25 protein-coding genes are annotated in these 26,953 nt (G+C 69.1%); 12 read left to right on the plus strand and 13 right to left on the minus strand.

Annotated features, from left to right (window positions below):
- Positions 1-9: 9 nt before the first annotated feature.
- On the minus strand, positions 10-1,170 hold the full coding sequence (locus NR810_RS11260; RefSeq protein WP_257451218.1) for an AAA family ATPase: 1,161 nt from the start codon (positions 1,168-1,170) through the stop codon (positions 10-12).
- A gap of 108 nt (positions 1,171-1,278) precedes the next feature.
- Between NR810_RS11260 and NR810_RS11265 the strand changes: the two genes are divergently transcribed.
- Both NR810_RS11265 and NR810_RS11270 read left to right on the plus strand, forming a co-directional pair.
- The gene (locus tag NR810_RS11265) at positions 1,279-1,863 is read left to right on the plus strand and encodes a hypothetical protein (RefSeq protein WP_257451220.1); all 585 of its coding nucleotides are present in this window, start codon (positions 1,279-1,281) and stop codon (positions 1,861-1,863) included.
- Between the two features lie 161 nt (positions 1,864-2,024).
- Complete coding sequence (locus tag NR810_RS11270) at positions 2,025-2,738, plus strand: esterase family protein (RefSeq protein WP_257451222.1); 714 nt, start codon at positions 2,025-2,027, stop codon at positions 2,736-2,738.
- Positions 2,739-2,741: 3 nt separating this feature from the next.
- On the opposite strand, the gene NR810_RS11275 is transcribed toward NR810_RS11270, so the two are convergent.
- From NR810_RS11275 to NR810_RS11295, 5 genes are all read right to left on the minus strand, one after another.
- Positions 2,742-3,113: a hypothetical protein gene (locus tag NR810_RS11275; RefSeq protein ID WP_257451224.1), complete on the minus strand. Its 372-nt coding sequence runs from the start codon at positions 3,111-3,113 to the stop codon at positions 2,742-2,744.
- On the minus strand, positions 3,110-3,667 hold the full coding sequence (locus NR810_RS11280) for a hypothetical protein (RefSeq protein WP_257451226.1): 558 nt from the start codon (positions 3,665-3,667) through the stop codon (positions 3,110-3,112). Before NR810_RS11280 ends, NR810_RS11275 begins: the two co-directional genes overlap by 4 nt.
- A gap of 25 nt (positions 3,668-3,692) precedes the next feature.
- Positions 3,693-5,069, minus strand: coding sequence for an MATE family efflux transporter (locus NR810_RS11285; RefSeq protein WP_257451228.1), 1,377 nt, complete (start codon positions 5,067-5,069; stop codon positions 3,693-3,695).
- Between the two features lie 118 nt (positions 5,070-5,187).
- Positions 5,188-5,520 (minus strand): hypothetical protein, encoded by a 333-nt coding sequence (locus tag NR810_RS11290; RefSeq protein ID WP_257451230.1) that lies wholly within the window; start codon positions 5,518-5,520, stop codon positions 5,188-5,190.
- 32 nt (positions 5,521-5,552) lie between these two features.
- On the minus strand, positions 5,553-7,643 hold the full coding sequence (locus NR810_RS11295) for a beta-propeller domain-containing protein (RefSeq protein WP_257451232.1): 2,091 nt from the start codon (positions 7,641-7,643) through the stop codon (positions 5,553-5,555).
- 260 nt (positions 7,644-7,903) lie between these two features.
- On the opposite strand from NR810_RS11295, the gene NR810_RS11300 reads away from it, so the two are divergent.
- The gene (locus tag NR810_RS11300; protein WP_257451234.1) at positions 7,904-9,328 is read left to right on the plus strand and encodes a galactose oxidase-like domain-containing protein; all 1,425 of its coding nucleotides are present in this window, start codon (positions 7,904-7,906) and stop codon (positions 9,326-9,328) included.
- A gap of 19 nt (positions 9,329-9,347) precedes the next feature.
- Here NR810_RS11300 and NR810_RS11305 read toward each other — a convergent pair whose 3' ends face one another.
- A complete protein-coding gene (locus NR810_RS11305) occupies positions 9,348-11,162 on the minus strand; it encodes an Hsp70 family protein (protein ID WP_257451236.1) in 1,815 nt (604 codons plus the stop codon).
- Between the two features lie 194 nt (positions 11,163-11,356).
- Between NR810_RS11305 and atpH the strand changes: the two genes are divergently transcribed.
- The 3 genes from atpH to atpA all read left to right on the plus strand — a co-directional run bounded on the left by atpH (position 11,357) and on the right by atpA (position 15,239).
- Positions 11,357-11,902, plus strand: coding sequence for an ATP synthase F1 subunit delta (gene atpH / locus NR810_RS11310; protein WP_257451238.1), 546 nt, complete (start codon positions 11,357-11,359; stop codon positions 11,900-11,902).
- 136 nt (positions 11,903-12,038) lie between these two features.
- Complete coding sequence (locus NR810_RS11315) at positions 12,039-13,520, plus strand: sensor histidine kinase (protein WP_257451240.1); 1,482 nt, start codon at positions 12,039-12,041, stop codon at positions 13,518-13,520.
- 171 nt (positions 13,521-13,691) lie between these two features.
- A complete protein-coding gene (gene atpA, locus NR810_RS11320) occupies positions 13,692-15,239 on the plus strand; it encodes a F0F1 ATP synthase subunit alpha (RefSeq protein ID WP_257451242.1) in 1,548 nt (515 codons plus the stop codon).
- A 128-nt stretch (positions 15,240-15,367) separates the two neighbouring features.
- Here atpA and NR810_RS11325 read toward each other — a convergent pair whose 3' ends face one another.
- The 3 genes from NR810_RS11325 to NR810_RS11335 all read right to left on the minus strand — a co-directional run bounded on the left by NR810_RS11325 (position 15,368) and on the right by NR810_RS11335 (position 17,659).
- A complete protein-coding gene (locus NR810_RS11325; protein ID WP_257451245.1) occupies positions 15,368-15,694 on the minus strand; it encodes a hypothetical protein in 327 nt (108 codons plus the stop codon).
- Positions 15,695-15,697: 3 nt separating this feature from the next.
- A complete protein-coding gene (locus NR810_RS11330; RefSeq protein ID WP_257451247.1) occupies positions 15,698-16,645 on the minus strand; it encodes a hypothetical protein in 948 nt (315 codons plus the stop codon).
- A 159-nt stretch (positions 16,646-16,804) separates the two neighbouring features.
- The gene (locus tag NR810_RS11335) at positions 16,805-17,659 is read right to left on the minus strand and encodes an HAD family hydrolase (protein ID WP_257451249.1); all 855 of its coding nucleotides are present in this window, start codon (positions 17,657-17,659) and stop codon (positions 16,805-16,807) included.
- Between the two features lie 499 nt (positions 17,660-18,158).
- Between NR810_RS11335 and NR810_RS11340 the strand changes: the two genes are divergently transcribed.
- From NR810_RS11340 to NR810_RS11365, 6 genes are all read left to right on the plus strand, one after another.
- Entirely contained in the window at positions 18,159-18,851 is a 693-nt protein-coding gene (locus NR810_RS11340) for a TetR/AcrR family transcriptional regulator (protein ID WP_257451251.1), read from the plus strand.
- Positions 18,848-19,435, plus strand: a complete 588-nt coding sequence (locus tag NR810_RS11345; RefSeq protein ID WP_257451253.1) for a hypothetical protein — start codon at positions 18,848-18,850, stop codon at positions 19,433-19,435. Before NR810_RS11340 ends, NR810_RS11345 begins: the two co-directional genes overlap by 4 nt.
- Before the next feature lie 57 nt (positions 19,436-19,492).
- Positions 19,493-20,332 (plus strand): OmpA/MotB family protein, encoded by an 840-nt coding sequence (locus tag NR810_RS11350; protein ID WP_257451256.1) that lies wholly within the window; start codon positions 19,493-19,495, stop codon positions 20,330-20,332.
- Positions 20,333-20,448: 116 nt separating this feature from the next.
- Positions 20,449-21,183 (plus strand): SitA6 family polymorphic toxin lipoprotein, encoded by a 735-nt coding sequence (gene sitA6 / locus NR810_RS11355; RefSeq protein WP_257451259.1) that lies wholly within the window; start codon positions 20,449-20,451, stop codon positions 21,181-21,183.
- Between the two features lie 26 nt (positions 21,184-21,209).
- Complete coding sequence (gene sitI6 / locus NR810_RS11360) at positions 21,210-21,935, plus strand: SitI6 family double-CXXCG motif immunity protein (protein WP_257451262.1); 726 nt, start codon at positions 21,210-21,212, stop codon at positions 21,933-21,935.
- 83 nt (positions 21,936-22,018) lie between these two features.
- Positions 22,019-22,924: a hypothetical protein gene (locus NR810_RS11365; RefSeq protein ID WP_257451265.1), complete on the plus strand. Its 906-nt coding sequence runs from the start codon at positions 22,019-22,021 to the stop codon at positions 22,922-22,924.
- A 57-nt stretch (positions 22,925-22,981) separates the two neighbouring features.
- Here NR810_RS11365 and NR810_RS11370 read toward each other — a convergent pair whose 3' ends face one another.
- The 3 genes from NR810_RS11370 to NR810_RS11380 all read right to left on the minus strand — a co-directional run bounded on the left by NR810_RS11370 (position 22,982) and on the right by NR810_RS11380 (position 26,687).
- Entirely contained in the window at positions 22,982-23,674 is a 693-nt protein-coding gene (locus NR810_RS11370) for a nucleotidyltransferase family protein (RefSeq protein WP_257451268.1), read from the minus strand.
- A 453-nt stretch (positions 23,675-24,127) separates the two neighbouring features.
- Complete coding sequence (locus tag NR810_RS11375; protein ID WP_257451285.1) at positions 24,128-24,454, minus strand: CBS domain-containing protein; 327 nt, start codon at positions 24,452-24,454, stop codon at positions 24,128-24,130.
- A gap of 223 nt (positions 24,455-24,677) precedes the next feature.
- A complete protein-coding gene (locus tag NR810_RS11380; RefSeq protein ID WP_257451287.1) occupies positions 24,678-26,687 on the minus strand; it encodes a Hint domain-containing protein in 2,010 nt (669 codons plus the stop codon).
- Between the last annotated feature and the right edge of the window lie 266 nt (positions 26,688-26,953).

Genomic DNA, 26,953 nt, shown 5'->3' on the forward strand with positions numbered 1-26,953 from the left:
AGAGCGCGCCTAGGCCGCCGCGGCCGGGGCCACCTGTGCCAGCGCGGCGCGGAGCTCCTCGCGCACGGTCTGGAGGTCCTCGGGCAGGGACTCGGGAGCGAAGCCCGCGTCCATCTCGCGCGCCACGCCCTCCAGCTTCAGCCGCCAGGAGGCGAGGGCCTCGGAGTCCGCGTCCGGAGGCCGCCCGGCGAGCACACTCCGTCCGGACTGGGCGATGCGCTGCGCGCGCGCGAGGGGCCCGGCGCTGGCCTCGAGGGCGGCGGCGGCGAGGGCGGAGTTCTCCGAGTGGGCCAGCAGCTCGCGCAGCACGTCACGGGCGAGGGCCTGTCCCTCCTTGGAGGGCACCACGTAGATGAGGGTCCACAGGTCGGCCACGCTGGGGGTGGTGCGCCCGGCGAGCGCGGCGGCGGCGGACACCAGCCGCTGGGCCTTCACCATGCGGCGGTCGCTCAAGCCGATGCCGGCGGCGCGCAGGGTGCGCAGCGCGTGGGCCAGGTGGGGGCGCACCGGCCCGAGGTCCGCCTCGCGTGCCGCGCGGGCCAGCACGTCCACGGCCTCCCATGACGCGGTGCGTGCCTCCGCGAACCGGGCCAGCGAGGCGCCTCCGGCCAGCAGGTCCTCCAACCGCGTGTCGGGCACGGACTCCACGAAGGTGCGCGCGAGGAAGCGGTCGGCGAAGGCGGCGAGCGCCTCGTCCTCGGGCAGGGCGTTGGAGGCGCCCACGCACACGCGCAGGGGGCAGTGCATGCGGGTGTGGCCGCGGCGGAAGACGCGCTCGTTGAGCAGCCCCAGCAGCGTGTTGAGGATGGCGGTGGAGCCGAGGAACACCTCGTCGAGGAAGGCCACCTCGGCCTCGGGCAGCATGCCGGCCGTCTCCGTCTCCACCACGCCCTCGCGCAGCTTGCGCAGGTCCACGGGTCCGAAGATTTCGGAGGGCTCGGTGAAGCGACCCAGCAGGTACTCGAAACAACCACCGCCGAGCGCTCGCGCGGTGCGTCGAACGGCCTCGCTCTTGGCGGTGCCGGGAGGACCGATGACGAGCAGGTGCTCGCCGGCCACGGCGCACAGGGCCACCAACTCCACCATGGCCTCGCGCTCCACCAGGCCCTGTCCGGCATCGGTGAGGGCCTCGCGTACGGAGGAAGCAGCCGCTTGGAAAGAGAGAGACATGGGTGTGACTCTACCCGGCTCCGGCACCGTGCCGAATGCCCGCCGGGTAACGTACGCACGGTGCGGGTGGACCTGACGGGGAGGGTCTGGGCTAAGCTCCGCGGCCACATGCGACACGTTGCGAGTCTCGGAACCCTGGTGGCGGCGGCGTTGTGGGCGGGGACATCGGCAGCGGCGGAGTGGAGGGGCTACGCCGCGGCCACAACCGGCTTCGTCATCGACCACACCTCCGGAGTGAGGGCCAAGGGAGGCGCGCTCCAGGCCTATGTGGGAGTGGAGGCGCCCTTCGGGCTGTCTCTCGGGGTGGTGGGTGAGGGCGTCGAGACGTGGGGCGCACGATTCCAGGGGCAGCAGTTGCAACTGGACTACCGCTCCCTGGGGCTGGAGATGCGGCTGCGCTTCCTGCGGGATGGAGGGGTGAACCCGTGGGTGGGGCTGCGCGTGTCGCAGAGCCGCTCCACACCGCTGACGCTGGACGACCTGGGGACGCCGCGGCGGATGCTGCACGACGGGTTGAGCACGGCGCTGCGAGTGGGAATGGACACGTGGCTGGGCGAGCACCTGGGCATCACGGCGTCGACGGCCTGGCAGTGGTGCGATGTGCGAGTGGACGGCACCACGGAGACGGGGCAGACCACCCAGTGTGCCAAGCCACTGCACACCATCCTGCTGGGCCCCACGCTGCGCTTCTAGGAGGAAAAACCCCCTCTCCCTCCGGGAGAGGGCCGGGGTGAGGGTATCCGCGCCCCGGGCTCTCCCCTCCGAGCCCAACTGTTCACTGTCGCGCGACAGCACCGTCGCGAAAAACGGGAGTACGCCCGAGGCCCGTGAACGAGGGGTAAAGGAGAGGCCCTATGAATCGCGAATACCATCGCTGGTACAGCGAGCGACTGGGCCGGGACATGGAGTTGCTGCTGTTCGGACACTCCGGGGAGCCGGTGCTGCTGCTACCCACGAGCAAGGGGCGCTTCTACCAGGCGGAGGACTTCGGCCTCATCGGGGCGATCGCGGACCGCATCAAGTCAGGGCGGTACGTGGTGGTGTGCGCGGACTCGGTGGACGAGGAGAGCTGGTTCAACACGTCCATCCATCCGCATGACCGGGTGGCGAGACACGCGGCGTACGAGCAGTACCTGTTGCACGAGGTGGTGCCGCTGCTGATGTCGCGCAGCACGGCAGGCCGGCTGACGCTGGGAGGGTGCAGCTTCGGAGGCTTCCACACGTACAACATCGGGTTGAGGAACCCGAACGTGTTCCGGCGGCTGGTGTCGATGGGGGGCAAGTTCGAGACGGAGGACTTCCTCGACGGCCACCACGACGAGAGCGTGTACTTCCATTCGAGCATGCAGTGGCTGCCGGGGGTGGGAGACTCGGCGCAGCTGGCGGCGCTGCGGCGGGTGGAGATGGTGCTGGCGGTGGGCGAGCACGACTTCTGCCGGCCGTCGAACGAGAACATGTCGAAGCTGCTGTGGTCGAAGGACATTCCCAACCACCTGGCCATCTGGAACGGAGGAACGCACGACTGGCCGGTGTGGCGGCAGATGATCCAGCACTACCTGCCGTGGTGAGACTCAGCCGCCCTGGCGCTCACGCTCGCGCAGGGCGACGAACTCGGCGACGAAGTCGAGGAACTTGCGGATGGCGCGCTCATGGTCGCCATCGCAGTCGCGCAGGTACTTCGCACCCCATCCCTCCGTGGGGAACTCGTGCTTCACATCCCGGAGCCAATCACGGAAAAGGCCGTACTCCTCATCCTCGATACCGTTGGCATTCTGGCAAGCGCGGTACCCATCGGTGAATGCCACCATCCGGATGATATCGATATCACCCAGATACATTGCCACATGTCCTCTCACTACATCCCGCCGCATGCGCATCAGATAATCGAGCAGATACACATGGCGGCGAGAGGCCTGGCCATCCGGAGTGCTTTCTCCGTTCATGGTTCCGATACTACCTTCCAAGCAAATCCCATCTCCGCATGAAGACGGGACAGGTAATCCGCTGATTTCATACCGAGCGGCCCTGTATAGGCGTCATAGACCATGTCCTCGACCCTGACGATGACATGATAGCCATTCTGCGTGATTCCTGGACTCTTGCCATTCGGCATGTCGAACACCATGTACTCCCTCTTCTCCAGAGCCCTGATGGCGACATACTCCGGCTTCTGCCCGAGCCTGGTGAACGCGGTATGGAGGATGCGCGCCACCTGCTGGCACCTGCCCGCGGTCTGACTCGCGGCGCTGTAGGCCACCTCCAGGTTCCGCAGCCAGACCGGAGCCACACGTCCCGTCTCGGCCTCGTACATCGCGATGGCCCCCACGATGTCTCCGCGAGCCAGACACGCCAGGAGCCGGGTCTGGATGGTGCTCGCGGAGAGCAGGCCGGGCTGAATCCACGAGACCGCCGTCGAGGGCGTTGCCGCCCTGGCCGGACCGGACACGAGGCCAATGACCAACAAGAGCCCTGACACCCACGCACACGGAATTCGCATGCGTCGATGCTAGGACGTCCGCCGCTCACGCCTCCAGCGGCCGGAGCGTTCCGGCGCTCTGGCGGTTGAAGCGCCAGAAGAGCGCGAGCGCCACGCAGGTGAGTCCCGCGCACAGGCCCCACCAGATGCCCACCACGCCGAGCTTCATCCCGAAGCCCAGCAGCAGCGCCACCGGCAGGCCCACCACGTAGTGCCCCACCATGTTGGCGACGAACGTGAAGCGCGTCTCCCCCGCCCCGCGCAGCACGCCCGCGCCCACGCCCTGCACGCCGTCGGAGATCTGGAACACGGCGCACACCATCAGCATCGGCACCACCAGGGACATCACCTCGGGCGGCGTGCCCATGAGGTGCGCCAGCGGCCGGGGGAAGAGCGCGAACATCAATCCGCTCACCGACATGAAGACCGCTCCCGAGGCGAAGGCCATCAACCCGCTCAGCCGCGCCTGGGGCGTGTTGCGTGCCCCCACGGCCCAGCCCACCCTCACGCCTCCCGCGTTGCCGATGCCCAGGGCCACCGTGAAGGAGAGGCTGCCGTAGGAGATGGCGATCTGATGCGCGCTCATGCTCTCCGGGCCCAGCCACCGCGCCAGCACACCCGCCAGCGAGAAGACGCCCACTTCCGCCGCGATGTGCAGGCCGATGGGCAGACCCACCCGCAGCCCCTGGAGGATGTCGGCTCGCACCGGCCGCACCGAGGGCATGCCCCCGGGCACCGGCACCTTGCCCACCGCCCACGCGACGAGGCCCCACTGCAGGATGCAGCACAGCAACGTGGCGATGGCCGAGCCCTTCACCCCCAGGGCCGGAATCAGGCGCAGCGGCCCGCACCAGGCCGGCAGCACCTCGCCGCCGAAGACGAGCAGGATGTCCGCGCCCAGATTGAAGAGGTTGGCGACCACGGTGGCCATCACCAGCGGGCGGGTGAGCGCCGCCGCCTGGAGATAGGAGCGCGAGGTCATGAAGAGCAGCATCAGCGGCAGACTGGGAGCCCGCCAGGCGAGGTAGTCCCCCACCTCGGGCAGCTCCGCGAAGTCCACGCCGAACAGCGGCAGCATCCGAGGCACCACCGCCAGCGGCACCGCCAGGATGGAGCCCACGATGATGGCCAGGTAGCTGCCCTGCCAGTAGAGCGCCCGGGCACGGGGCGCGTTACCGGCACCGAAGGACTGCGACACCAGCGGATCCACCCCCATCATCAGCCCCATGGCGAAGCTGCTGACGGCGAAGAAGATCGCGGTGGACAGGCCCACCGCCGCGAGCGCCTGCGTGCCCGCCCGGCTCACCACCGCCGTGTCCACGAAGCTCATGAGAGACTGGCCCGCCTGGGCGATGGCGATGGGCAGGGCGAGCTTCCAGAGTTCCTTGAGCTCCTGGCGACGAGTAGGGAGTGCGGCGGACATGGGCGGGCTCGCCTATAGCGGGTTTCCACGGCGGATGCGCGGTGTCCTTTCTGGACGCCGCCCACCACGCTCGCCTGACCCATGAGCCCGCCGCATGCTCCCCCGACAACCGACCCGACTATTTACAGGTCCACTCCTTGGGAGGGCACTCCACGCACAGCCCCCGTTCGGGTTGGGGTCCGAGCATGCAGGCCCCGCCGCACGTGGCGACGATCCGGCCGGTGAGCCCTTCCACGTAGTAGTAGGGCCCATCCACCTCGGACCGGCAGTTCACGCCAACGAGGCCCGCGCAGCGCTTGTCGACCTCGCACTCCTCCGGCAGGGCGAGCAGGTTGAGGTATCCATCCTCCGCCTTCCCGCACCCGCCGCCCGCCAGGAGCAGGCCCAGCGAGGCGGCGAGCACGGTGGCCCGGCGAGAAGTGTGATGAGAGGGAGTCGGTCGAGTCTTCACGGTGAGGACACTCCGGGTGTGGATTCGCGGCGTCATGGAGAGGTGGAGGAGCCAGGCGCGAAGCGCACGGTGGCCAGCGGCGTGGCGAGGTTGCTCACGTGGGACACGCGCACGCCCGCGTCGGAGATGGCGTACACATAGTCGTCCGCCATCACACTGCGGCGCACGGCGGGCGAGTACGTCCAGCTCCACAGGTGGGAGCTGTTCGTCTGATACACGTCCTTCATGGAGATCGCCCCCACCGGGGTGAAGCCGGTGGAGGGGTTCACGCGGAAGACGCGCAGGTCGCTCACGAAGCCGCCCCAGTAGTCACCGCCGTAGGACGGCCGCACCCAATCCGTGAAGGGGATGGCCAGCAGCCCCTTGGCCGGGAAGTAGTTGAAGGCCTTGTGGTTGTAGAGCGACTCGCTCCAGCCGGAGGCCGTGCCCACCAGTTGCGTGAAGGCCTCGCGCGGGTGTGCCGGGTCCGTCACGTCGAAGAGGGACAGCTTGACGGCGCGCGTACTCCAGTCGCCGTTCTCCGGCACGTTCATTCCCACCGTCAGCAGGTGCGTGGTGCCCAGTGGATGGATGTACGTGGAGAAGCCCGGCACCTTCAGCTCGCCCACCTTGCGCGGGTGCGCCGGGTCGGACAGGTCGAAGGTGAAGAGCGGATCCACCTGCCGGAACGTCACCACGTAGCCCTTGTCGCCCAGGAAGCGCGCGCTGAAGATGCGCTCGCCCTTGGCCAGCTCCTCGCTCTTGCCCAGGAGCCTCAGCTGGCCGCCCTCTTCCGCATAGGTGGCGACGCGGTTGGTCGTCTCGAGACGGCCCCAGGAGTTGCCGAGCTCCGACACCCGCGAGGAGATGGTGGTGGCCACGCGCAGCACACCCTCGTGCTCGTCCATGCTGAACTGGTCCAGCAGGTGTCCCTCCACGGTGCCGCTGGCCGCGTACCGCGTGCTGTGAGGCTGGCTCAGGTCGAGCTTGTGCACGTAGGTGTGGTCCTTCTGTCCCGCCTCCGGCCACCACCACCAGTGCGGCGTGGCCATGTAGAGCGCGCTCTCGGTGGCGTACACCTCGCCCGGCTCGGCCACCAGCGAGGTACGGCCCGGGGCACGCGCGGCCTCCGCGTCCAGGTCGATCGACGCCACGGTGACGATGCCCAGCCGGGTGGGCGCGTTCGTCTTGTGGAAGTCACCGCAGTCGTAGCCCACCGTCTCCACCGAGCCGTCCGGCCGCTTGAAGCGGCCCTCGGGCAGCCAGTCGGACAACGCGCGCTCGCGGATGAGCTGCTCGTTCTGTCCCTTCAGCTTGTCGATCTCCTTCTCCAGCCGGTCCTGGTCCTCCCAGAGCTCCTGGGAGTAGTCGGGCCACCAGCGGATTCCGGTGGGCCAGCGGAACTGGTCGCGCATCACCAGCCGCACCGAACTGCCCGCCATCCGCGCGTTGTGGTAGCCGCCCGGCAGGTACAGCTGCCCCGTCACCTGGGGCGCGTCCAGGTTGGACACGTCCACCGTCGTCACCTTGGTGTGCGTGGCCCCGTAGCCACCGCAGGGGCCCATGGGCGCGCACGAGGAGCCACTGCTCTTGCCTCCATTCATGTCCGGACGCGGCTCGTACACCTCGGAGAAGACGACCACCTTGTCTCCGCGCAGGAACATCTCCCGCGGCCAGCCCTCGAGCGTCAGCGCGGACGCCGCGTGCAGGGACTCGGCCGGCCAGGAGCGGTGCGCGTACAGCTTCTGCCCCGAGAGGACGAAGATGCGCGTGCCGTCGTTCTTCACGAAGTCCGCCTCGTCCACCCCGGCCACCTGGTTGTTGGTGCCGGTGTGGTTGTTCGGAGCGGATGGGGCACCACCCGGAGCGCCCGTGCTGGGAGCCGGAGCGCCCGCGGAGTCCTCCGCGCCACCGAACCAACCGCCCCGCGTCTTCCAATAGGACGGCTTGGACTGCTCCAGCGTGGTGCGCATGTCGAGAACCGCGGCGTCCTCGATATAGGACTCGAGCGCCTCACAGCTCTGGAAGGACTCCAGCCTCGCCTTCATCTGTACCGGTTGGTTCCCGGGGATGTCCCCCTTGTCGCCGCACCCCACGAGTCCCAACAACGCGAGTCCCAGCCAGCCTCGGTTCTTCCCATGCATATGTCGCCACTCCTCGGATCGTCTTCCGGCCGCGGGGACCACTGCCACCCGTGTGCCAGGGGCTGGACGGGTGACCGGGCACTCGGGATTCCAAGGAGTTGCGAGCACGTGACGCGGCGCGGGGTCTCGGAAAATCGAGGCCCCGTGGAGGAGGGCAGCCGGAAAACCATCACTCCCTCGGACCCTGGGGCCGATTGGCGGGCGAGCCCGCCCACTTAGGTTCTGCCTCTGGACTGACAAGAACCCTTTTGGAGGCGGAAATGTCGATGAGACCCAGCCCCACCCGGGTGCGAGTGTTCGCGCTCTGGCTCGTCGCCTGTGCTGCGGCGCTAGCATTTCCCGCGAAGGCGCAGACGCCCGCGGAGGTGGGGCAGTGGTCGGGCATCATGTCCTGGCCCATCTCCGCCACCCACGTCCACCTGCTCCCCACCGGCAAGGTGATGTTCATCGGCGAGTTCGAAGAGGGAGATACACCCCCGCGGCTCTGGGATCCCGCCACCAACGGCATCAGCTCGCTGCCGTGGCCGGGCTACAACAGCTTCTGCGCCGGCCACTCCTACCTCGCCGACGGCCGGCTGCTCGTGACGGGCGGGCACGTGGAGAGCCACGTGGGCCTGGAGGACGCGAGCCTCTTCGATCCCTTCACCTCACAGTGGACGCGCCTGCCGGACATGAACGACGGACGCTGGTACCCCACCAACATCACGCTCGCCAACGGAGACGTGGTGGTGATTTCCGGCGAGACCGTGGGCAGCGGCATCATGAACGAGCTGCCCCAGCGCTACCTGTCCGCTACCGGAACCTGGCGGGACCTGACCACCGCGCGGCTCAAGCTGCCGTACTACCCGCGGATGTTCCTCGCGCCCGATGGCAGGCTCTTCCTGGCCGGCCCATCGCGAACCTGCCGCTACCTGAACCCGAGCGGCACGGGCACCTGGAGCGCCGCCCCCTCGAGGCTCTTCGGCGCCCGGAGCTACGGGCCCGCGGTCATCCTCGATGGCAAGGTGGTCATCATCGGCGGGGGAGATCCGCCCACCGCCACCGTCGAGCAGATCGACCTCACCACGCCCTCCCCCGTCTGGCGGTACATGGCATCCATGAGCATCCCCCGGCGCCAGCACAACGCGACGCTCCTGCCCGACGGCACGGTGCTCGTCATGGGCGGCAGCGCGGGCAGCGGCTTCGACAACAAGAGCACGCCCGTCTACGCGGCCGAGGTGTGGAACCCCGCCACCAACGTCTGGACGAAGCTCGCCAGCAACCGCGTCTATCGTGGCTACCACTCCACCTCGCTGCTGCTGCCGGACGGACGCGTGCTGAGCGCGGGTGGACGCAACGTGAGGAACGCCGAGGTCTTCTCTCCCCCCTACCTCTTCAAGGGCGCTCGCCCCACGGTGGGCTCGGCACCCGACGTGGTGACGCCCGGGACGACCTTCACCCTCTCGACTCCGGACGCGGGCCGGGTGACGAAGGTGACGTTGATCGCCCTCGGCTCGGTGACGCATGCCTTCGACCAGAACCAGCGGCTCGTCACCCTGGGCTTCACGCGTGGCGCCGGCAGCCTCACCGTCAGTGCCCCAGCGAACAACAACGTGGCCCCGCCGGGCTACTACCAGCTCTTCCTGGTGAACGACGCGGGAGTCCCCTCCGTCGGCCGCATGGTGCGCATCGCCAGGACACCGTGAGCCGGGCCAGCGGCCTTCCTCAGCGTCCCGACAAGAGCTGGGTGAGCTGACGCGCCACCTGGGCGCACTGCTCGGCGTCTCCGGCCTCCAGGGCCGCACGGCCCGAATCCAGCAACGACTGCACGTGGGTGACTGCGGCCTCCGCCTGCTCGCCGGGGTTCTCCTTCGCGCTCTGCTGCAGCAGCTTCGCCAGCTTGTCCCCGCGCTCCAGCAGCTTGCGGAACTTGTCCTCGGACTTGTTCGCGTCCTCCCTCGCCTGCTTCTGCGCGTAGGCGGCCTGCTCCTTCACGAGTCGCTCGGCCTCCTGGCCCGGCAGGTGGGGGCGCGCCTCCAAGCGCACCGCCTCGGACAGGCCCGTCTTCAAATCCGCGGCCCGCACCGAGAGGATGCCCTCGTTGGACAGCTCGAACGTCACCTCCAGCGGCGTGTCCGTGCGCGAGGTCCCCTGCAGGTTGCGCAGCACCACCTCGCCCAGCTTGCGGTTCTCGTCCTGCAAATCACTCTCGCCCTGGTAGATGGAGATGCGCGCCTCCGTCTGCCCATGGGTGCCGGGATAGAAGAGCTCCTTGGCCACCACCGGCACCGAGCTGTTCTTGTTGATGAGGCGCCGCACCCGCCCGCCCAGCACGCCCACGCTCAGCGAGTTGCCCACCACGTCCAGCAGCAGCGCCGCGCCCGACTGGCGCGCCAGCTCGTCCGCGTGGATGGCCGCCCCCAGCGCCACCGCCTCGTCCGGGTTCACGTCCGTGGACGGCGCCTTGCCGAAGAAGTCCGCCACCAGCCGGCGAATCAATGGCACGCGCGTCATGCCGCCCACCAGCAGCACCGTGTCCACCGAGCGCGGATCCATCCGCGCTTCCTTCATCACCGACGCGCACACGTCCAGGCAGCGCTTGGACAGCGGCGCGATGAGCTGCTCGAAGAAGTCGCGCGTGAGCGCCGTCTCCAGGCCCGTCAGCTTCCACCCACCCTGCGAGTGGTCCCCCAGGCCCGCCAGGGAGATGAGTGTCTCCTCGTAGTCCGTCAGCTCGCGCTTGGCCTGCTCCGCGGCCACCTTCAGCTTGCGCATGGACACCGCGTCGCGGTGCACCAGCTCGCGGTGGCTGTCCTCCACCTGCGCCAGCAGCCACTCCACGATCTTGAGGTCGAAGTCCTCGCCGCCCAGCGCCGGGTCTCCCCCGGTGGCCTTCACCTCATAGACGCCGTCCGTTATCTCCAGCACGGTGACATCGAACGTGCCACCGCCCAGGTCGAACACGAGCGCGTGGCCCTGGAAGCCGCGCGACAGCCCGTAGGCGAGCGCCGCGGCGGTGGGCTCGTTGATGAGGCGGATGGCGTCCAGCCCGGCGATGGTGGCCGCCTCGCGCGTGGCCTGGCGCTGGCCGTCGTCGAAGTTGGCCGGGACGGTGATGACGCACTTGTTCACCGCCCGTCCGAAGTGCGCCTCGGCGTCCAGCTTCAGCTCCCCCAGAATCATGGCCGACACCTGGGTGACCGGCACGGTGCGCCCGGCCATCTTCACGCGCACGTCCCCGGTGTTGCCGCCCACCAGCTGGTAGGGCACCACCGCCTTCGCCGCCTGCAACAGCTCCGGGGTGAAGCGCCGGCCGATGAACCGTTTGGTGGCCCACACCACGCACTCGGGATGCTCCTCGGCCAGCGCCTGCGCCTTGGCGCCCACCACGCGCTCGGCCGTCTTGGGCGTGAGTCCCACGACGGATGGCGTCAGCCGCCCTCCCGCCCGCGAGGGGATGACCCGGGGCCGGCCCTCCTCCACGGAGGCCACGGCGCTGTTGGTGGTGCCCAGATCGATGCCGATGACGGGTTCGCGCATGGGAGGAGGAGCCGGTGGCCGGGGCCCGGGGCTGGGGCCGGTGTTGGCATGATACGCTGGAGATGCACGGTTCCGGAGGCCCCTTATCCCCCACCCGGTGGGTACAGGCACAGGGGAACTTATTGGAGCCTCCGGACGGGGCAGGCGCCCCGGCGTTGCCCGGGGCCCGGGGGCGTGCTAAGGGCGGCCGCGCCATGGTGAACGTGTCAATCGCCCGCCGTTACGCCCGCGCGCTCCTCGACGTCGCGACCGAGGCTGCCCGCTCCGATGCCGTCTCCGAGCAGCTCTCGACCTTCTCCGGTGCGCTCGCGCAGAACCGCGAGCTGGCGGACGTGCTCTTCAACCCGGCCTACTCCCGCGAGCAGCGCGCCCGCGTGGTGGAGGCGCTCCTCAAGGCGCTGGGCCCCGTGGAGCCCGTGCTGGCCAACACCCTGCGCCTGCTGGTGGATCGCAACCGGCTCATCTACCTGCCGGACATCGCCCGCCTCTACCGCGACATGGCCGATGCCCAGGCCGGACGCGTGCGCGGCCACGTGACCAGCGCCGTCCCCCTCTCCCCGGAGACCCTCCAGAGCCTCTCCGGCACCCTCAAGACGCTCACCCAGCGCAACGTGGTGCTCGAGGCCAAGGTGGACCCCAAGGTCCTCGGCGGCGTCGCCGCCCAGGTGGGCAGCACCCTGTATGACGGCACGCTGCGCACCCAGCTCGAGCAGATGCGCCGCGAGCTCAAGCAGCGCTAGCCCGCCCGCCAGCACCTCCAGCCGGCCGGACAGGTGTTGTCCGGTCCCCCGCACTTCCCGGCAAGCCCGGTATTCCCAGTTGGCCATGGAAAGGTTATGGTGACGGCGCGGGTCATCCCGCGTCTCCCTCCCTTCCATGGCGCAGCCCGTTCTCAACCGCTCTCATGTCAGCACCCCGGCCCACTCGTTGCCCGAGGAGCTGCTGCCGTGCTTCGGAGCGCTGCTACAGGCACCGGGGTTGGGACTGGCCTTCCTGGACCGGGAGCTGCGCTTCCGTTTCGTCAGCACGGCCCTCATCACGCTCAGTGGAGTGCCCAACGCCCTGTACGAGGGGCGCACCACCGCGGAAGTCTGGCCGGGACTGGCCAAGGAGCTGGCACCGCTGCTCAAGAAGGCCCTGGCGGGTGACACGCAGGTGGGGGTGCGGGTGTCCGGCACGCTGGGCCCGCAGTCCTCGGGGAACCTCCGCCACCTGCGGCTCGCGTTGCTGCCCGCAATCTCGGGCGGCCTGTGCACCGGCGTGGGGGTGATGCTGGAGGACGACACGGCGCACGTGGAGGCGGAACAGGCGCTGCGCCAGAGCGAGGAGCGGCTGCGCGGCCTCGTCGACGTCTCCTGTGACGGCTACTTCCTGCATGACGGGGGCATCATCCTCGAGGCGAGCCGCTCGCTGGCCAACCTGTTCGGCACCACGCCGGAGGAGATGATGGGCCAGTCCATGACGCGTTGGGTGGCCCCCGAGTCCCGCGAGGCGGTGCAGAGCGCGCTCTCCCGGAACGTGCAGTCTCCCTACGAGCTGACGGGCCTGCGCACCGACGGCAAGCGCCTCTTCCTGGAGGTGCTGGGCCGTGAGGTGGAGCACGCCCACCGCACCGTGCGGATGACCGCCGTGTGGGACATCAGCGCACGTAAGGCCGCCGAGGAGGCCGCCGCCCGAGCCGACACCTTCCGCGAGCAGCTCCTGGGCGTGGTGGGGCATGATCTGCGCTCGCCCCTGTACGCCATTCAACTCAGCGTGGGGGCGCTCCAGCGCGCTGGCGGGTTGAACGAGACGCAGGAGCGGCAGGTGACGTACGTGGCCACCGCCACCCGGCGCATGGAGCGGATGATCCACGAGTTGCTGGACTTCACGCGCGCGCGGCTGGCCGGGGGCCTGCCCGTGCGCCCCACCCCCCTGTCCCTGGACAAGCTGCTCGCGCGGGCCGTGGAGGACTTCCAGGCCTCGCACCCCACCCGGCTGATCTCCCCGAAGGTGGAGGGGGATGTCCGGGGGAGCTGGGACGAGTCCCGGCTCGGCCAGCTGCTGGACAACCTGGTGGGCAACGCCCTGCAGCACAGTCCCGAGGACACCCCAATCGAGGTGAGGCTGTCGGGAGCACCGGACGGCGTCAACCTCTGGGTGCGCAACGAGGGCCCGCCAGTTCCCCTGGAGGAGCGGGCTTCGATCTTCGAGCCCTTCAAGCGCGGCAAGCGCGCCAGTGGCGACGGGCTCGGCCTGGGCTTATACATCGCCCGGCAGATCGTGGTGGCCCATGGGGGCCGCATCTCGATCGAGTCCGGAGTGGGTATGGGGACGCGCTTCATGGTGTGGCTCCCCCGGCACGCGCCCGGCGCTTGAGCCCGAGGCAATCCTCCCGCCCCCAGTGGCTCTTACAGAGTCGATGACAAGGTATGCCCGAGGGACCCCTTGCGCGTTGCGGTAGGGGGGTACGCGTGGTAAGGGGGCCCCGGCCATTTTCAGGTTTCTCTGGCGGCAGTCCCACCGGCCGCCCCTGTGCAAGGACGCAAGATGGAAATCCGCGCCGACGAGATCAGCAGAATCATCCGGGAGCAGATCAAGGACTACGGCAAGAAGGTCACCGTCGCCGAGACCGGTACCGTGCTCTCCGTGGGCGACGGTATCGCCCGCATCTACGGGCTCGAGGGCGTGCTGGCCGGCGAGCTGGTGGAGTTCTCCAACGGGGTGAAGGGCCTGGTGCTCAACCTCGAGGAGGACAACGTGGGCGTCGCCATCATGGGCGACTTCAAGGACATCCGCGAGGGTGACCTGGTCAAGCGCACCGGGCAGATCGCCTCGGTTCCGGTGGGCAAGGGCCTGCTGGGCCGCGTGGTGAGCGCGCTGGGCGAGCCGCTGGATGGCAAGGGCCCCGTGGTGGGCGCCGAGCAGCGCAAGCTGGAGGTGAAGGCCCCCGGCATCGTGAAGCGCAAGAGCGTGCACGAGCCGCTGCAGACGGGCATCAAGGCCCTGGACGCGCTGGTTCCGATCGGCCGCGGTCAGCGCGAGCTGATCATCGGAGACCGCCAGACGGGCAAGACGGCCGTCGCGGTGGACGCGATCATCAACCAGAAGGGCCTCAACGTTTACTGCATCTACGTGGCCATCGGTCAGAAGCAGTCCACGGTGGCCCAGGTGGTGGAGAAGCTGACCCGCCAGGGCGCCATGGAGTACACGACGGTGGTGGCGGCGAACGCGTCGGACCCCGCGCCGATGCAGTTCTTCGCGCCGTACGCCGGCGTCGCGATGGGCGAGTACTTCCGCGACAACAAGATGCACGCGCTCATCATCTACGACGACCTGTCCAAGCAGGCCGTGGCCTACCGCCAGCTGTCGCTGCTGCTGCGCCGGCCCCCCGGGCGCGAGGCCTACCCGGGCGACGTGTTCTTCATCCACAGCCGCCTGCTGGAGCGCGCCGCCAAGCTGTCCGACGAGGAGGGCGCTGGCTCCCTCACGGCGCTGCCCATCATCGAGACGCAGGCCGGTGACGTGTCGGCCTACATCCCGACGAACGTCATCTCCATCACCGACGGGCAGATCTTCCTCGAGACGGACCTGTTCTTCTCGGGCGTGCGTCCGGCCATCAACGTCGGTCTCTCCGTGTCCCGCGTGGGTTCGGCGGCGCAGATCAAGGCCATGAAGCAGGTGGCCGGTACGCTGAAGCTGGACCTGGCGCAGTACCGCGAGCTGGCGGCGTTCGCGCAGTTCGGCTCGGACCTCGACAAGGCGACCCAGGAGACGCTGGCGCGCGGCGCCCGTCTGGTGGAGGTGCTGAAGCAGGGCCAGTACGAGCCGATGCCGGTCGAGAAGCAGGTCATGCAGCTGTACGCGGCGACCAACCGTGACGACGCGAACAAGCGCGGGTGGATCCGCCAGGTGCCGGTGAGCGACGTGGTGCGGTGGATGCGCGAGTTCATCGAGTTCGCGGACGGCCGCTACCCGCAGGTCGCCAAGGACATCGCGACGAAGCGCGAGCTGACGAACGAGATCAAGGCGGCGCTGAACAAGGCGCTGGCCGAGTTCAACGAGGTGTTCCAGCCGACGCAGGGCGCGAAGGTCTGATCAGCGCCAGCGAGAGCTGAAGCCTCACCCGAGCCCCGTGTTCCCAAGAGGAACGCGGGGCTTCGTGTTTCCGCCCGTGTATGCCCCCTCTCCCCCTGGGAGAGGGCTGGGGTGAGGGTCATCCCCACCTACGAGACGACCCGTCCGGCCACCCTGAGAGCCTTGTCCAGATAACCGGCGAGCTCGCCCAACCGGCCCACCACCTGGACCACGGCGTTCATGTCATCCGCGGCCTGGGAGAGGGCGGCATTGGTCTCGTGCATGGCGGAGGTGGCCTGCTTGAGCTCGACGGAGTCGGAGGAGAACCGGGCTCCGAGCAGATGCATCATCTGTTCGCGCAGCTTCTTGCCGTGGGCGAGGTACTCGGCGCGGGCCTCCTGGGGCAGGCTGCCATCCATCGACAGGTCGAAGCTGCGCTCGATGATGCGGGCCAACGTCTGCGTGTCGAAGATCATGGCTCACTCCGTCTTGGGAGGGTGGATGCGCTGCACGGCGGCGGCGGCGGTCTCCACGCGGCCCTGGAAGGCGCGCATGGCGGCGGAGAGCTCCTCGAAGGACTCCAGCTGGCGGTCGGTGAGGGCGAAGCGGCGGAGGGCCTCGTGGGCGTCGCGCAGGGCGCGGGCCATCTCCACGGGGTTGGCCACGACGAGGGCCTCATAGTCCTCGGCGGCCTGGCGGATGTCGGCGAGCACGGCGCGGCGCTCGGCGAGCGAGAGCTTCTCGCGGTGGGTGTTGTAGAACATGACCCGGGAGGCCAGGGCCTGCCTGGCGCCCGTGAGCCGCTGGGGCCCGAGCACGCCGATCATGTCCGCCTCCAGCAGGTCGATGATGGCGTTCACCCGGGGAGTGCCCTCCTCGATGCCCTTCTGAAGGGCGGCGCCCTGCTTGTTCTCCAGGTAGAGCGAGGTCACCACGCCCACCAGGGTCGTCAACGGCTCCACGTAGCGGCTGGCGGTGGTGTCGCCCTTGCCGGCCAGCGTCTGCATCTGCTCGCCGAGCGAGCCGAGCTGGGTGCCCAGGACCTTCGCGCCCTCGGGAAACCGACCCGGCTCCTCGGAGCCGGCGAGCGTGGCCAGCCGCCCGGCGTAGACGCCCAGCAGCGCGATGGCGTCCATGCGCGCCTGGATGGACTCGGGCGAGAACACCTTGCCCAGCAGCGGCGTGGGGCCGGCCGCGTCGGTGGCGAGCACCTCCAGGGACGAATCGTACAGACGGTCGTCGAGGTAGAGGTCCCTCTCGAAGCGGTTCATCTGCGCGTAGTACTGGCCCAGGGCGGCGCTGGCCTGGGAGGAGCCCTGCTGGAAGCGGGCGATGGGCTCCCGGAAGCTGCCGGGCGTCTTGCACCCTGGCAGCAGCGCCAGCACGAGCGCCAGAGCTGCGCCCGGAACGACTCGCGTCCACGTCATCGGCTCCCCCTGCGGCTGTGAGACGTACGTCCTCCCCCAGCCTACCGCTTCGGGCAGACAGCCGAGCACATCGGCCCCGGGTGCTCACCGCTAGCCAACAGGACGCGAGACGTGGCCGGGTCCGATTTCCAACGCTCTCCCGGCCACCACCACGACCGCTCAGCCGCGCAGGCGGGGGAGGATGGCGCGCAGGCTCGTGTCCATGCCGCCCCGGGCCCCGAGCGCCGTGATGGCCCGGCGCTCGTACTCGAGCACATTGGCGCGGGCCACCAGCTGCACGCTGGCGCCGAGCGCCGCGGGCAGCGCCAGGTCCAGCTCGAAGATGTCCCCGGCCACCAGCGTCGTCTCCGGCGAGGTGTCCGTCTCGCTCCAGATGCGGCGCAGTGCCTCGTAGTAGCGGCCCCGGCGCAGGTAGATGGGACGCACCAGCGCGCCCTCCACCCGCATCGTGTCGGGCACGGCATCGAAGACGGCGTCGGACGTGGCGGGAGACTCGATGAGGAACTTGCGCGCGTCACCGGACACGCGCAGACGCTCGCGGCCACGCGGGGCCAGCTTCGTCAGCTTGGCCTCCACCGCGTCCGTGTGCGCGTTGGTGACGACGTGCACGGGCAGCCCGGTGTCCAGCAGCGCCTCCAGCACCTCCTTGGCCTCGGGCTTGAAGGCCATGGCCGTGCGCGCGTAGGCCTCGCGGTAGAGGTCGTCCAGCAGCTTCGCGCGCTCGGCCTTGTCGGGCAGCACCCCCAGCTTGTCGCACAGCCGGCGCGCCACGAAGTTGGACAGCAGGTACGGGTCCGCCACGGCCGGCGCCACGATGCGGCCGCCCACATCCCAGCCGTGCTCCTCGGAGCTGCTCACCACCTCCGCCTCCACCCCGGCCCAGCCCGCCTCCATCACATCGCGGCCGAGCACCTCGGACAGGCGGCGGCGGAAGTGCTCGACGAAGGGGGCACCCTCCGCCACCACGTCCGTGAAGGTTCCGTCGAAATCCAACACCACGCATCGAATCGCCATCGTCCTGAGTCCTCGCGCTGTCGCAGGAAGTGGGAAATAGGCGCCCTTTCCCCCTGGAATCAAGCCGGGGCGCGTCAGGGAGGCGAGGGAACCACCTGCCGGGCAGACGTGTCAGACCCTCCGTGTAGAACGAGTCCATGGTCGGTGGAGGAACCGTGGGCCCTGGCTCTGGGGAGATGCCGGGGCCCACGGGGATGTCAGACCCTCCATGTAGACCCACGAATGTCGGCGCAGTTCAGGCGCCGCGTGCTTCGGCGGTCCCCTGGGAAGGCCGCTGGAGCAGCATGGCAGTAAGGCTGCACTTCCGCCGGGCACCTCTTGGGTGCGAAGGCGGCGGGGGCGGCGCGTCCGGATCCCCTCCCCGGGCGCGCCGCCTCATCTTTTTCGAATCAGGACAAGCCAGGGTCGAGCCCTCTCCGGGGGGCCGCTGAGCCCTTCCCACCCCTGCCTTCCAGGACGAATGGGTTGCGCCGCGCCCAAAAACTGAGCATGCTCACAAATGAGCATGGTCACTTCTCGAAAAGGAAGCTCCCCCGGAGAGGACGCCGAGGCGCCCGGACTGAGGGAGCGAAACAAGCAGGAGAAGCTGGAGCGCATCCGGGAGGCGGCGCGGGAGCTCTTCCAGGAGAAGGGCTTCGCGGAGACGACGACGCGGGAGATCGCCCAGCGGGCGGGCGTGGGGACGGGGACGCTGTTCCTCTACGCGCGGACGAAGGAGGAGCTGCTGATGCTGGTGCTCGCGGAGCGGGTGGAGGCGGTGCAGGAGGAGCGCTTCCGCACGCTGCCCCGGGAGGCCCCGCTGCTCGAGCAGTTGCTGCACGTCTTCGAGGGCTTCTTCAGCTTCTACGCGAAGGAGCCGGGGCTGGCGCGCACGTTCATCCGGGAGCTGCTCTTCCTGGAGCCGGGGCCGGCGGGTGAGCGCATGCAATTGGAGCGGACCTTCGCGGCGAGGCTGGCGGAGCTGGTGGTGGCGGCACGCGAGCGCGGCGAGGTGGCGCCGGAGGTGGACCTGGAGGTGGCTGGCTTCAATCTCTTCTCGCTGTACATCACGACGTTGATCGCCTGGCTGTCCGGGGCATTGGGCCCTGGGGAGAGCTGGCGGCCAATGCTCGAACGCACGCTCGCGCTCCAGCTCCGGGGCTTCGGGCCGGGCGCGGACACCTCTCCCCGGAAGAAGCGGAGACAGTCATGAGCCAGGAGGCGGCCCTCACGTTGAGGCAGGCGCGCGAGCAGTATTTCGAGGAGAACGGCTTCGGCCAGGGGGGCAACTACGACGAGCGCTGGGTGCGGGTGGACGTAGGACCATTGCCGGTGTGGTTCCCCAACTCGGCGGAGCGGGTGCGGGCGCTGCGCTTCCATGATCTGCACCACGTGCTGACGGGCTATCGCACGGACTTCCCGGGGGAGTGCGAGATCTCCGCCTGGGAGATCGGTGGCGGGTGCACGGACCATTGGGCGGCCTGGGGGCTGAACCTGGCGGGGATGGGGGCGGGACTGTTCTTCATGCCGCGCCGGGTGGCGAGGGCCTTCCAGCGGGGCCGGCACACGGGCAACCTCTACCGGACCGAGTACGGCGACGTGCTGCTGGGGAAGACGGTGGAGGAGCTGCGGCGGGAGCGAGGGCTCGAGGGGCCGGTACCCGCGCCGACGACGAAGGACCAACTGGCCTTCGCGGGCTGGTCGTGCGCGGCCCTGCTCGTATCGGCACTGGCAGCGATGGTGACACTGACACCGCTGGTGCTGGGAGCCTGGCTGCTGGCCCACCTGCTGCGCTGAAGCGGCACGAGGGAGTAGACTCGGAGCTCCAACCCCGAGCGCCGAGGAGGCCCCTGGATGGAGCGGACAGCGAGCGACACGGAGAAGCGCCGCCGCGCGCGGCGACCGTGGTGGCTGCTGGCGGGCTCGCTGGGGGTGTTGGGAGTGGGTGGATGGCTGGCGTCGCGCTCCATTTCCTCGCTGGTGACGCGGGTGGAGCAACTGGAGCGCGAGGCGGCCGACTCCGAGGCACGGGTGGCGGAGCTGCAGGTGCTGCGGGACAGCATGGCGCGGCGGCTGCGGGTGATGGAGCAGCAGCAGCAGCAGGGACTCACCGCGGCGCTCGGCAAGAAGGCGGTGGAACCGGGGACGCAGCTCGCGAAGCGGGAGGCGGCGCGAGCGGAGCTGGAGCCGCTGCTGAAGACGGAGCTCGAGAAGGGCGAGGCCTTCCTGGAGGAGGCCGAGGGCCGGCTGCGGGTGGAGCTGGCGGAACATCTGCTCTTCGAGCCACGCAAGACGGCCCTGACCTCCGGGGGTGTGGAGCTGCTGACGCGGGTGGGAGCGAAGCTGGGAGGCGTGGAGGGGCACCTGGTGCAGGTGGCGGTGCACACGGACGCGGAGTGGGAGACACCGGAGCCGGCGGCCCTACCGACGAGCTGGGGGCTATCAGCGGCGCGCGCGGTGACGGTGGTGCACTTCCTCGGGGACAAGGTGAAGCTGCCGCCGGAGAAGCTGGTAGCGGCGGGTTACGGACAATACCACCCGGTGGTGCCGGATGATGGACCGCAGGCGCGGGAGCGGAACCGGAGACTGGAGCTCCAGTTGATGCCCGCACCGCCGCCGCGCCAACCCGCACCGCCGCCGCCAGCGCCGGCGGACCTGCGCATGGCGAAAAAACGAACCTCTCCGAAACGGTGACCCCCATCATCCCCTCTCCCTCCGGGAGAGGGACGGGGTGAGGGTATCCGAGGAACCCGGGCAGCACCGAGGCACTCGCCGTACCGGGGAAGTGTCCACGCTAGAGTTCCGCTCCCATGGCGAAGCCACTCCGGCCCGCATTCCATGTCTGGCTGTTCCTCGCCGCGCTGTTGCTGTCCGGGTGCGGCACCCCGTCTCCCGCGGTGCGCGCGTGGGCAGATACACAGAGGGACGACACCCTCGAGTGCGAGGAGCCAGGCACCGACCAGTGTGTCGTCCTGGCGTGCGATGGCGAGCAGGGGGAGTGCGGCGCCTTCGCCTGCGAGGACGTTGATCCGGAGGCCCTGTCGCGTGCGGCCCTGACACACGGCGCGGAGCTGGCGCGAGGAGGAGCCCATCGTCCGCCCATGCGCGGCCCCGGCCCCTCTCGCAACTGGAGGCGCGCGGGACTTCGGGACGGTGTACGGCCACGGCTGACGTTCCACTTCCGCTACCGCGACGGTTTCCTGCCCGCCTTCCCGAGACTCGAGGGCAAGCTGATCAAACATCACCTGTTCCCTCAGGCACCGGACCTCGCGACCTGGTTCCGTGCGCAGGGCCTCAACCCTCACGACTGGACGATGGTCATCCCGGAGCACGTGCACCTGCGCATCCACAGGGGCGGGGGGCGCGGCGGAGCATGGAATCAGGCGTGGCGCGAATTCCAGAAGGCCAATTACACACGCAAAGTGCCGCCAGAGGAACTGCTGGCCAAGGCCTTCGAGCTGGCCTACCGCTTCGACATCGTCGGGCCCATCGTGCCCTATGGTCACACACTCGTTCCCCCCGGTCCCCAGATGTTCGCCCCCTGAGGACCACACGGGGCGAAGAGGACGCCATGAAGTTCTATGAGATGGAGCAAGACGAGGGGCCGCGATACACGGGCAACCTGAACGCCGCGCACAGATGGGGATTGCCCGGCGTCGAGTCCACTTGCCCCGGCTGCAATCTCGGCGGAAGGATGTCGGCGGCGCAGTACCCCTGCGTGGACCTGTCCCACCTGCCGGAGGAAGAGCAGAAGAAGTTGTCCGACCCGTGGCCCGTGCCGTACGAGGAGTTCGCCCGGCTGCGTGAGCTGGTACGCCCTCTGGTCCCCTCGGGTGCCCAACTGGAGTCAGGAACGAAGTTCGGTCCACTCACGGGGACGGCTTCCGGCTACTTCGGACAGCTCTTCATGCAAAACCCCTGGTCGCTGTGCGCGCGCCGCGAGGCGCTGGAGAAGCTGCGAGCGGCAGGGGTACGCGGACTCCAGGGCTGCCCCTTGAATGTGCGCTTCCGACAGAAGAACCCTCCCCAACTGCTGGACATGCAGCTCGAGCTGCGCGGCCGGTTCCACCCCGCCTGTCTGCCGGCGCGCGAGCCACCCTGTCCCACATGTGGCCAGGACAAGGGCTACAGCCTGCCGACCCCCCCCATCCTCGCCGCCGATTCGTTGCCCGAGGATATGGACGTGTTCCGGCTGGCGGATTGGTCCGCCCTCATCATCGCGAGCGAGCGCCTGGTGGACGCGGTGAGGCGGCTGGAGCTGGACGGGGTGGTGTTCCGGGAGCTGGAGACCCGTTGAGGAAAATGCCCTGAATAAATAGGGCAGGCGGACGTCCGAGCCCCAGGTCACCCACTTCCATCCCCATCCCTGGAGGGCGCTCCGTGCCCCACCTCCGGCAATTGCTGTGCGCGGCCCTGACGACGGGCCTGATCCTCTCCTCTGGCACGGCGGAGGCCCGCTTCGGCAAGCGCTCGTCCGACGACGGAGACTCCAAGTCAGACAAGGTCCACGACGCCACCCCGGTGGGCCAGAGCGGTGGCGGTAGCGATGGGGGGAGCGGGGGGTCGTACAACTCCGGCTCCAACGACTCGAACACCCGCTCGGACATCGATACGGCCCTGTCCGTGCTCTCCTTCCTCGTCGACGTCGCCCACGTGGCCAGCGAGGTCCATGAGGCGACGTACTACCCGCCGCCCGCGCCGCCCCCGCCCGTGACGGTGCAGCAGGAGGTGGTCGAGCAACGGCAGCCCCAGGAGACACGCTCGCGCAACCTGTTGCTGTTCCGGACGGGGGTCGAGGGCCAGGCGCTGGGAGGCGGCGCCGCGGTGGCGCTGAACCTGGGCCTCGAGGGGCTGCACTGGGGCGTGGGTGGAGCGATGACGTCGCTGGAGCTGCCCACGGATGACGGAACGGCGGGGACGGACAAGCTGGAGCTGTACGCGGTGCACCTGACGTACGCGCTGCTCACCAGCGACAAGGGCCGGCTGCGCGCCGAGGCGGGCGTGGCCGGAGCGAGGGCACCGGACGTGTCCCTGGTGGGCCCGAGCATCGCCCTGTCCTTCGAGAAGTGCCTGTTCGGCGCGATGGACCTGGAAGGCCGCGCGCAGCTCGTCCCCGTGCCGTACATGCAGCTGGACGCCCAGGCGGGGCTCGGGCTGCACATGGGCATCCTGACGCTGCGGGGTGGCTGGCGCTGGATGCTGCTGAATGACCGGGGCCTGGCGGGTGGAGACGCCAACCAGGACGTCCTCAGTGGTCCCTACGTAGGCCTCGGTCTGAACATCTGACGTCTCCCCCTCTCCCTCTGGGAGAGGGAAAGGGTGAGGGTCTTCCGCGTCCCGGGCTCACTTTCCAGACAGTCCCTCGGAAGAGGCCTCCATGGGAGCGGAGGCCCCCGAGCCCGCGCTCGCCCCCGCGGAGGACTCGCTCTTCTTGCCCCGGCGCTTGGGCGGCGGAGCGAGCTTCGGCGCGGAGCCGAACAGGCGCTCGTAGGTCTCCGGGGTGTTGATGTTGACGACGACGCCCGGGTCCTTCACGGGGATGCGGCGCAGCTGCACGCCGCGTAGCGCGCCCTCGAGCTGTGTCTCGCCCGAGTCCCGCAGCCGCTCGGCGGCGGCCCGCGACAGGACGATGGGGTAGCCGGAGGCTCCCTCGTACTCGGGACGCAACCCCTCCACGGAGTCACCGAGCGCCTTGATGAGCGACTTGAGGGTGGAGGCCCGAAGGGCGGGCATGTCCACGGGGTGGAGGAGCACCATGTCCGCGCCTTCCTCGAAGGCCTCCTCCAACCCGGCCTTCACCGAGGCGAGCTGACCGTCCTGCCACTGCTCACTCTCCACCAGATGAACGGCGGGGTGCTGGTCCCTGACGGCATCGGCGTCCTTGCCAATGACGCCGAGGACCGTACAGCCCGCCTTGCCAAACGTCGACGCGAGCGATTGGAGGAAGCTTCTGCCCCCCTCGTGCTCGATGAGCGCCTTGGGATAGCCCATCTTCCTGGACTCGCCCGCGGCGAGGATGATTGCCACAGCCTTCATGCCACGCCTCCTCAAGCCCCGCCGTTCAGGCGCGGGGACGACCACCCACACCCTGGCAAGCGTGGAGCGATCTGGCCGCGACCCCAGGGGCAGGTCGTTGGGAAGACGGCATTCGGAGAGCCCCAGATGTTAGCCATACGTGGAAGTGATTGGTGATTCCGCCCATGAGCGAACTTCCCGCTCTCATCACCCCATGGGAGGTGACGCCGGCTCTCATGGGATGGGCTCTGAGCGGCGGCGAGCCGCTCCTGAGAATTCGTACAGGAACCGTCACGGGAGAGACATCGTCCTCGTTCCGAGGGACGGGGGTGGGCGCCACTGGCGCTGACGCGCGGGGCTCTCGACCACCCGGAGCATCCCCGGTGGCGGAGCTCACCGGAGGCAAGGCGTGGGCGTGAGGGACCCCTCCTGGGCAGGGCCCCGCACCGCCATTCGTCGTGTAACGGACGCGCGCTAGTGCAGCCAGGAGGAGCGCGAGCCCTGCCCGCCCGGAACGAGGACGAGCCGCGAGGGCCGCTCGCCTGCAATTCCTTCCGAGGCAATGGCCGCGCGGGCAGTCAGAATTTCAGACATGCGGGCCAGTGGGAGCGTGGACCAGATGCGGTGCAGCTCCTCCTCGGAGACGTGGCCGAGCACCTCGCCGTGTCGCTCATCCACCACTGGCAACAGGTGCACGCCGTAACGGTGCATCACTTCGAGCGCACGCATCACCGTGTCGCGCGGATAGAGGATGATGTCTGGCATTGCAACAATCTGCGTTTCGACGTTTCTGCGCGACACGGGCACCTCCAGGAAGGAAGCCGCTCAGGTTCTCCCGGGCCTGTAGCAATCCCCCTGCCGCTCCCCTGGCACCCTCCTCACCAGGCGCGGCCTCAGAGGGAGGGGCATACGGCCCGTACGCGCCATTCCACTGTCCGCTGGAAAGGCGGAGGGGCCGCGCCGGTAGAAATGACCGGGGCGGCCCCTCGAGGAGTTCAGGGACTCGGGCGGGAAGGACGCGTGCTCATCGCCTCGCCTGACGCGCCTGGTGCCGCCGGTAGTCCTCGTGCCAGGCGCCGTTCAGCTTCGCCAGCACCGAGCGCGCGTCCACCTTGCGCTGCTGCTCCAACCGGGACTGCATGGAGCTGTCACCCACCAGATACCCATTGGCGTACAACGTCCGCGCCTCGGGACCCACCGAGGCCAGCTCCTCCGGAGTGCCCAGCGCGAAGTTGAATACCTGGCCGGTGTAGGGCACGCGCTCCACCCCGACCAGCTTCGCGGTGCCGGTGCGCGTCAGCAGGCTCTCGCCCACCTTCAGCTCCCCGGCCTGCACCACCCCGCGCGCCGCCGTCACCATCGGGTGCGTCTGCGTCACCAGCACCTCACCGCCCCGGTCGTCGCGCAGCTTCACCATGGGCTTGCTCTCACCGCCGCGAGACACCGTCGTCACCGTCAGCGCCACGCCCTTGCCGTTGGTCAGCAGCTTGTCGCCCTGCTTCACGTGCTCCACCGCCACCAGCGAGCCATCCGCCTTCGTCACCTTCGTGCCCTCGGCGAGGCAGGCATTGCGGAAGTCGAGGTTGAAGATCTCCTTGGTGCTGGTGCGGATGACCCTCTGGCCCGCCGTGGTCATGCCAATCTGGAGACAGGTGGCCTTCACCGTGGAGCGCACGACGAGGCGGACGTTCTGCATGTGGTCCAGGCAGTCCGTCCCGAAGTCCGCCAACCCGTCGAAGGGCAGCACCAGGGTCCTCGGGTAATAGTCATGCCAGGAGTGGGGCTTGAAGGGCAGGCCACCGTTCAACACCTTGGTGCCAATGTCCTTGCCCGCGGTGCACCGCCCGCCCCGCTCCAGGAGGAAGACGGACACGTCGCTGTCGCGCTCGTCGATGGTACACAGGTTGGTGGGCAACGTGGTCTGGTGGGTGCCACGCATGGCGACATAGAGGTGGGTGGGCTCGTAGACACCATTGGCCGGCTCCCAATAGGCGCCCCGCTTGGGCAGCCAGGAGCCATAGGGCGGTTTGGTGGTCTCGTTATCCACCGCGGAGATACCCGTGAAGGGCTTGCCGAACGGCAGGAAGGCGCCCGTGGCGGCATCCCTGCGGCCCGTCGTGTAATCACAGTCCAGGTAGCCCACGGTGGCACCGCGCTCCAGACAGGTCCGGATGGCATTGTCCGGCTGGAAGGCGCCGATCAGCTCGGTCGGGTGCTCGAAATACATGGTGTTGATGCCCGGCTCTCCGTGAACGCCCAGCGCCACGATGGACGACTCGGCCACGGTGTAGGACAGGTGCGACTCGCCCGTCGTCTCGTTGAAGGCCAGGGAGAGCGAGTCCACGACCAGCAACTCGTCCTCGCCGACCTTCAGCTTGAGATCCAAGGGCTGCGTCTCGACGGTGGCGCCCGCGTACTGCTCCTCGGCCCGGGTGTCGAGCACGCGGAAGCGGGTGCTCGCGGCATCGGTGGCGAAGGCGGTGACGTCCACGTAGGTGTAGTCGGCGCCGTTGAAGCAGGTGACGAGGCCGGTGGCCTCGAACTTCGCCACCTGGGAGTCGGCATCCTGCGCGTCATTGAGCGGCAGCACGTGGCCGCACCACGGGTTCTCCTTCGGCCCGGTGGCCGACGCGGTGAGCCGGTCCTTCCGGGTCATCGTGTCCGGGATGCCGTCCTTCCTCTCCTTGCGCAGCTTCTCGATGCGGCGGAAGAGGTGCGGCGAGTTGTCCGGGGTGCTGCCAGCGGCGAGGAGCCGGTTCTTCAAGAAGCGGTACTGGGTGTCATCGGCGAGGTCGATGGACATCCGCCCGCGCTCTCCCGCGAACCCCGCCCCCTGGGCCCGGGCGGCCTGGTCCCACTTCGCGTAGAGCCGGGCCATGTAGAGCGAGTCCGTCTCGAGGGCCTGCTTGTCCACCTCCCGCAGGGAGGGAGGCACCTTCTGCTGGCTGCAGCCAGCGCCGAGCATCACCAGGGCCACCAGGGCCAGGACGAGGCGCGAGAGCATCCGGGATGATGCGGTCGAAGACACGTTCATGGGGTTCACCTCAGGGGACGAAAACGACACGCCACTCCTCCCAGGCCGCCGGGAAGAGGAACGCGGGGGCAGGTGCGTGCGGGGTGCTGGCGGAATGAAGGGCCAACCACTCACCTGTCCGGTTCGCCCAGCAACGTGGGGATGCCCCGCCGGATGTGAAGACAGGCTGGGAAAAGCTTTTCCCTTCTTGTCCAAACACAGACATCCCCCAGAATGACCCCGCGAGCAGAAGACAATCACATACGCCTGACGGGGAGGGCACCCGG

The organism is Archangium lipolyticum, assembly GCF_024623785.1.
Classification (GTDB): Bacteria; Myxococcota; Myxococcia; order Myxococcales; family Myxococcaceae; genus Archangium; species Archangium lipolyticum.

Bases quoted from the DNA above. Each gene is read 5' to 3' on its own strand.
- NR810_RS11285 (WP_257451228.1), bottom strand. From the start codon at position 5,069: ATGTCCGCCGCACTCCCTACTCGTCGCCAGGAGCTCAAGGAACTCTGG.
- NR810_RS11280 (WP_257451226.1), bottom strand. From the start codon at position 3,667: ATGCGAATTCCGTGTGCGTGGGTGTCAGGGCTCTTGTTGGTCATTGGC.
- NR810_RS11270 (WP_257451222.1), top strand. From the start codon at position 2,025: ATGAATCGCGAATACCATCGCTGGTACAGCGAGCGACTGGGCCGGGAC.
- sitI6 (WP_257451262.1), top strand. From the start codon at position 21,210: ATGAAGTTCTATGAGATGGAGCAAGACGAGGGGCCGCGATACACGGGC.
- sitA6 (WP_257451259.1), top strand. From the start codon at position 20,449: ATGGCGAAGCCACTCCGGCCCGCATTCCATGTCTGGCTGTTCCTCGCC.
- NR810_RS11275 (WP_257451224.1), bottom strand. From the start codon at position 3,113: ATGAACGGAGAAAGCACTCCGGATGGCCAGGCCTCTCGCCGCCATGTG.
- NR810_RS11325 (WP_257451245.1), bottom strand. From the start codon at position 15,694: ATGATCTTCGACACGCAGACGTTGGCCCGCATCATCGAGCGCAGCTTC.
- NR810_RS11315 (WP_257451240.1), top strand. From the start codon at position 12,039: ATGGCGCAGCCCGTTCTCAACCGCTCTCATGTCAGCACCCCGGCCCAC.
- NR810_RS11340 (WP_257451251.1), top strand. From the start codon at position 18,159: ATGAGCATGGTCACTTCTCGAAAAGGAAGCTCCCCCGGAGAGGACGCC.
- NR810_RS11305 (WP_257451236.1), bottom strand. From the start codon at position 11,162: ATGCGCGAACCCGTCATCGGCATCGATCTGGGCACCACCAACAGCGCC.
- NR810_RS11265 (WP_257451220.1), top strand. From the start codon at position 1,279: ATGCGACACGTTGCGAGTCTCGGAACCCTGGTGGCGGCGGCGTTGTGG.
- NR810_RS11295 (WP_257451232.1), bottom strand. From the start codon at position 7,643: ATGCATGGGAAGAACCGAGGCTGGCTGGGACTCGCGTTGTTGGGACTC.
- NR810_RS11345 (WP_257451253.1), top strand. From the start codon at position 18,848: ATGAGCCAGGAGGCGGCCCTCACGTTGAGGCAGGCGCGCGAGCAGTAT.
- NR810_RS11260 (WP_257451218.1), bottom strand. From the start codon at position 1,170: ATGTCTCTCTCTTTCCAAGCGGCTGCTTCCTCCGTACGCGAGGCCCTC.
- atpA (WP_257451242.1), top strand. From the start codon at position 13,692: ATGGAAATCCGCGCCGACGAGATCAGCAGAATCATCCGGGAGCAGATC.
- NR810_RS11300 (WP_257451234.1), top strand. From the start codon at position 7,904: ATGTCGATGAGACCCAGCCCCACCCGGGTGCGAGTGTTCGCGCTCTGG.
- NR810_RS11350 (WP_257451256.1), top strand. From the start codon at position 19,493: ATGGAGCGGACAGCGAGCGACACGGAGAAGCGCCGCCGCGCGCGGCGA.
- NR810_RS11330 (WP_257451247.1), bottom strand. From the start codon at position 16,645: ATGACGTGGACGCGAGTCGTTCCGGGCGCAGCTCTGGCGCTCGTGCTG.
- NR810_RS11335 (WP_257451249.1), bottom strand. From the start codon at position 17,659: ATGGCGATTCGATGCGTGGTGTTGGATTTCGACGGAACCTTCACGGAC.
- atpH (WP_257451238.1), top strand. From the start codon at position 11,357: ATGGTGAACGTGTCAATCGCCCGCCGTTACGCCCGCGCGCTCCTCGAC.
- NR810_RS11380 (WP_257451287.1), bottom strand. From the start codon at position 26,687: ATGAACGTGTCTTCGACCGCATCATCCCGGATGCTCTCGCGCCTCGTC.
- NR810_RS11370 (WP_257451268.1), bottom strand. From the start codon at position 23,674: ATGAAGGCTGTGGCAATCATCCTCGCCGCGGGCGAGTCCAGGAAGATG.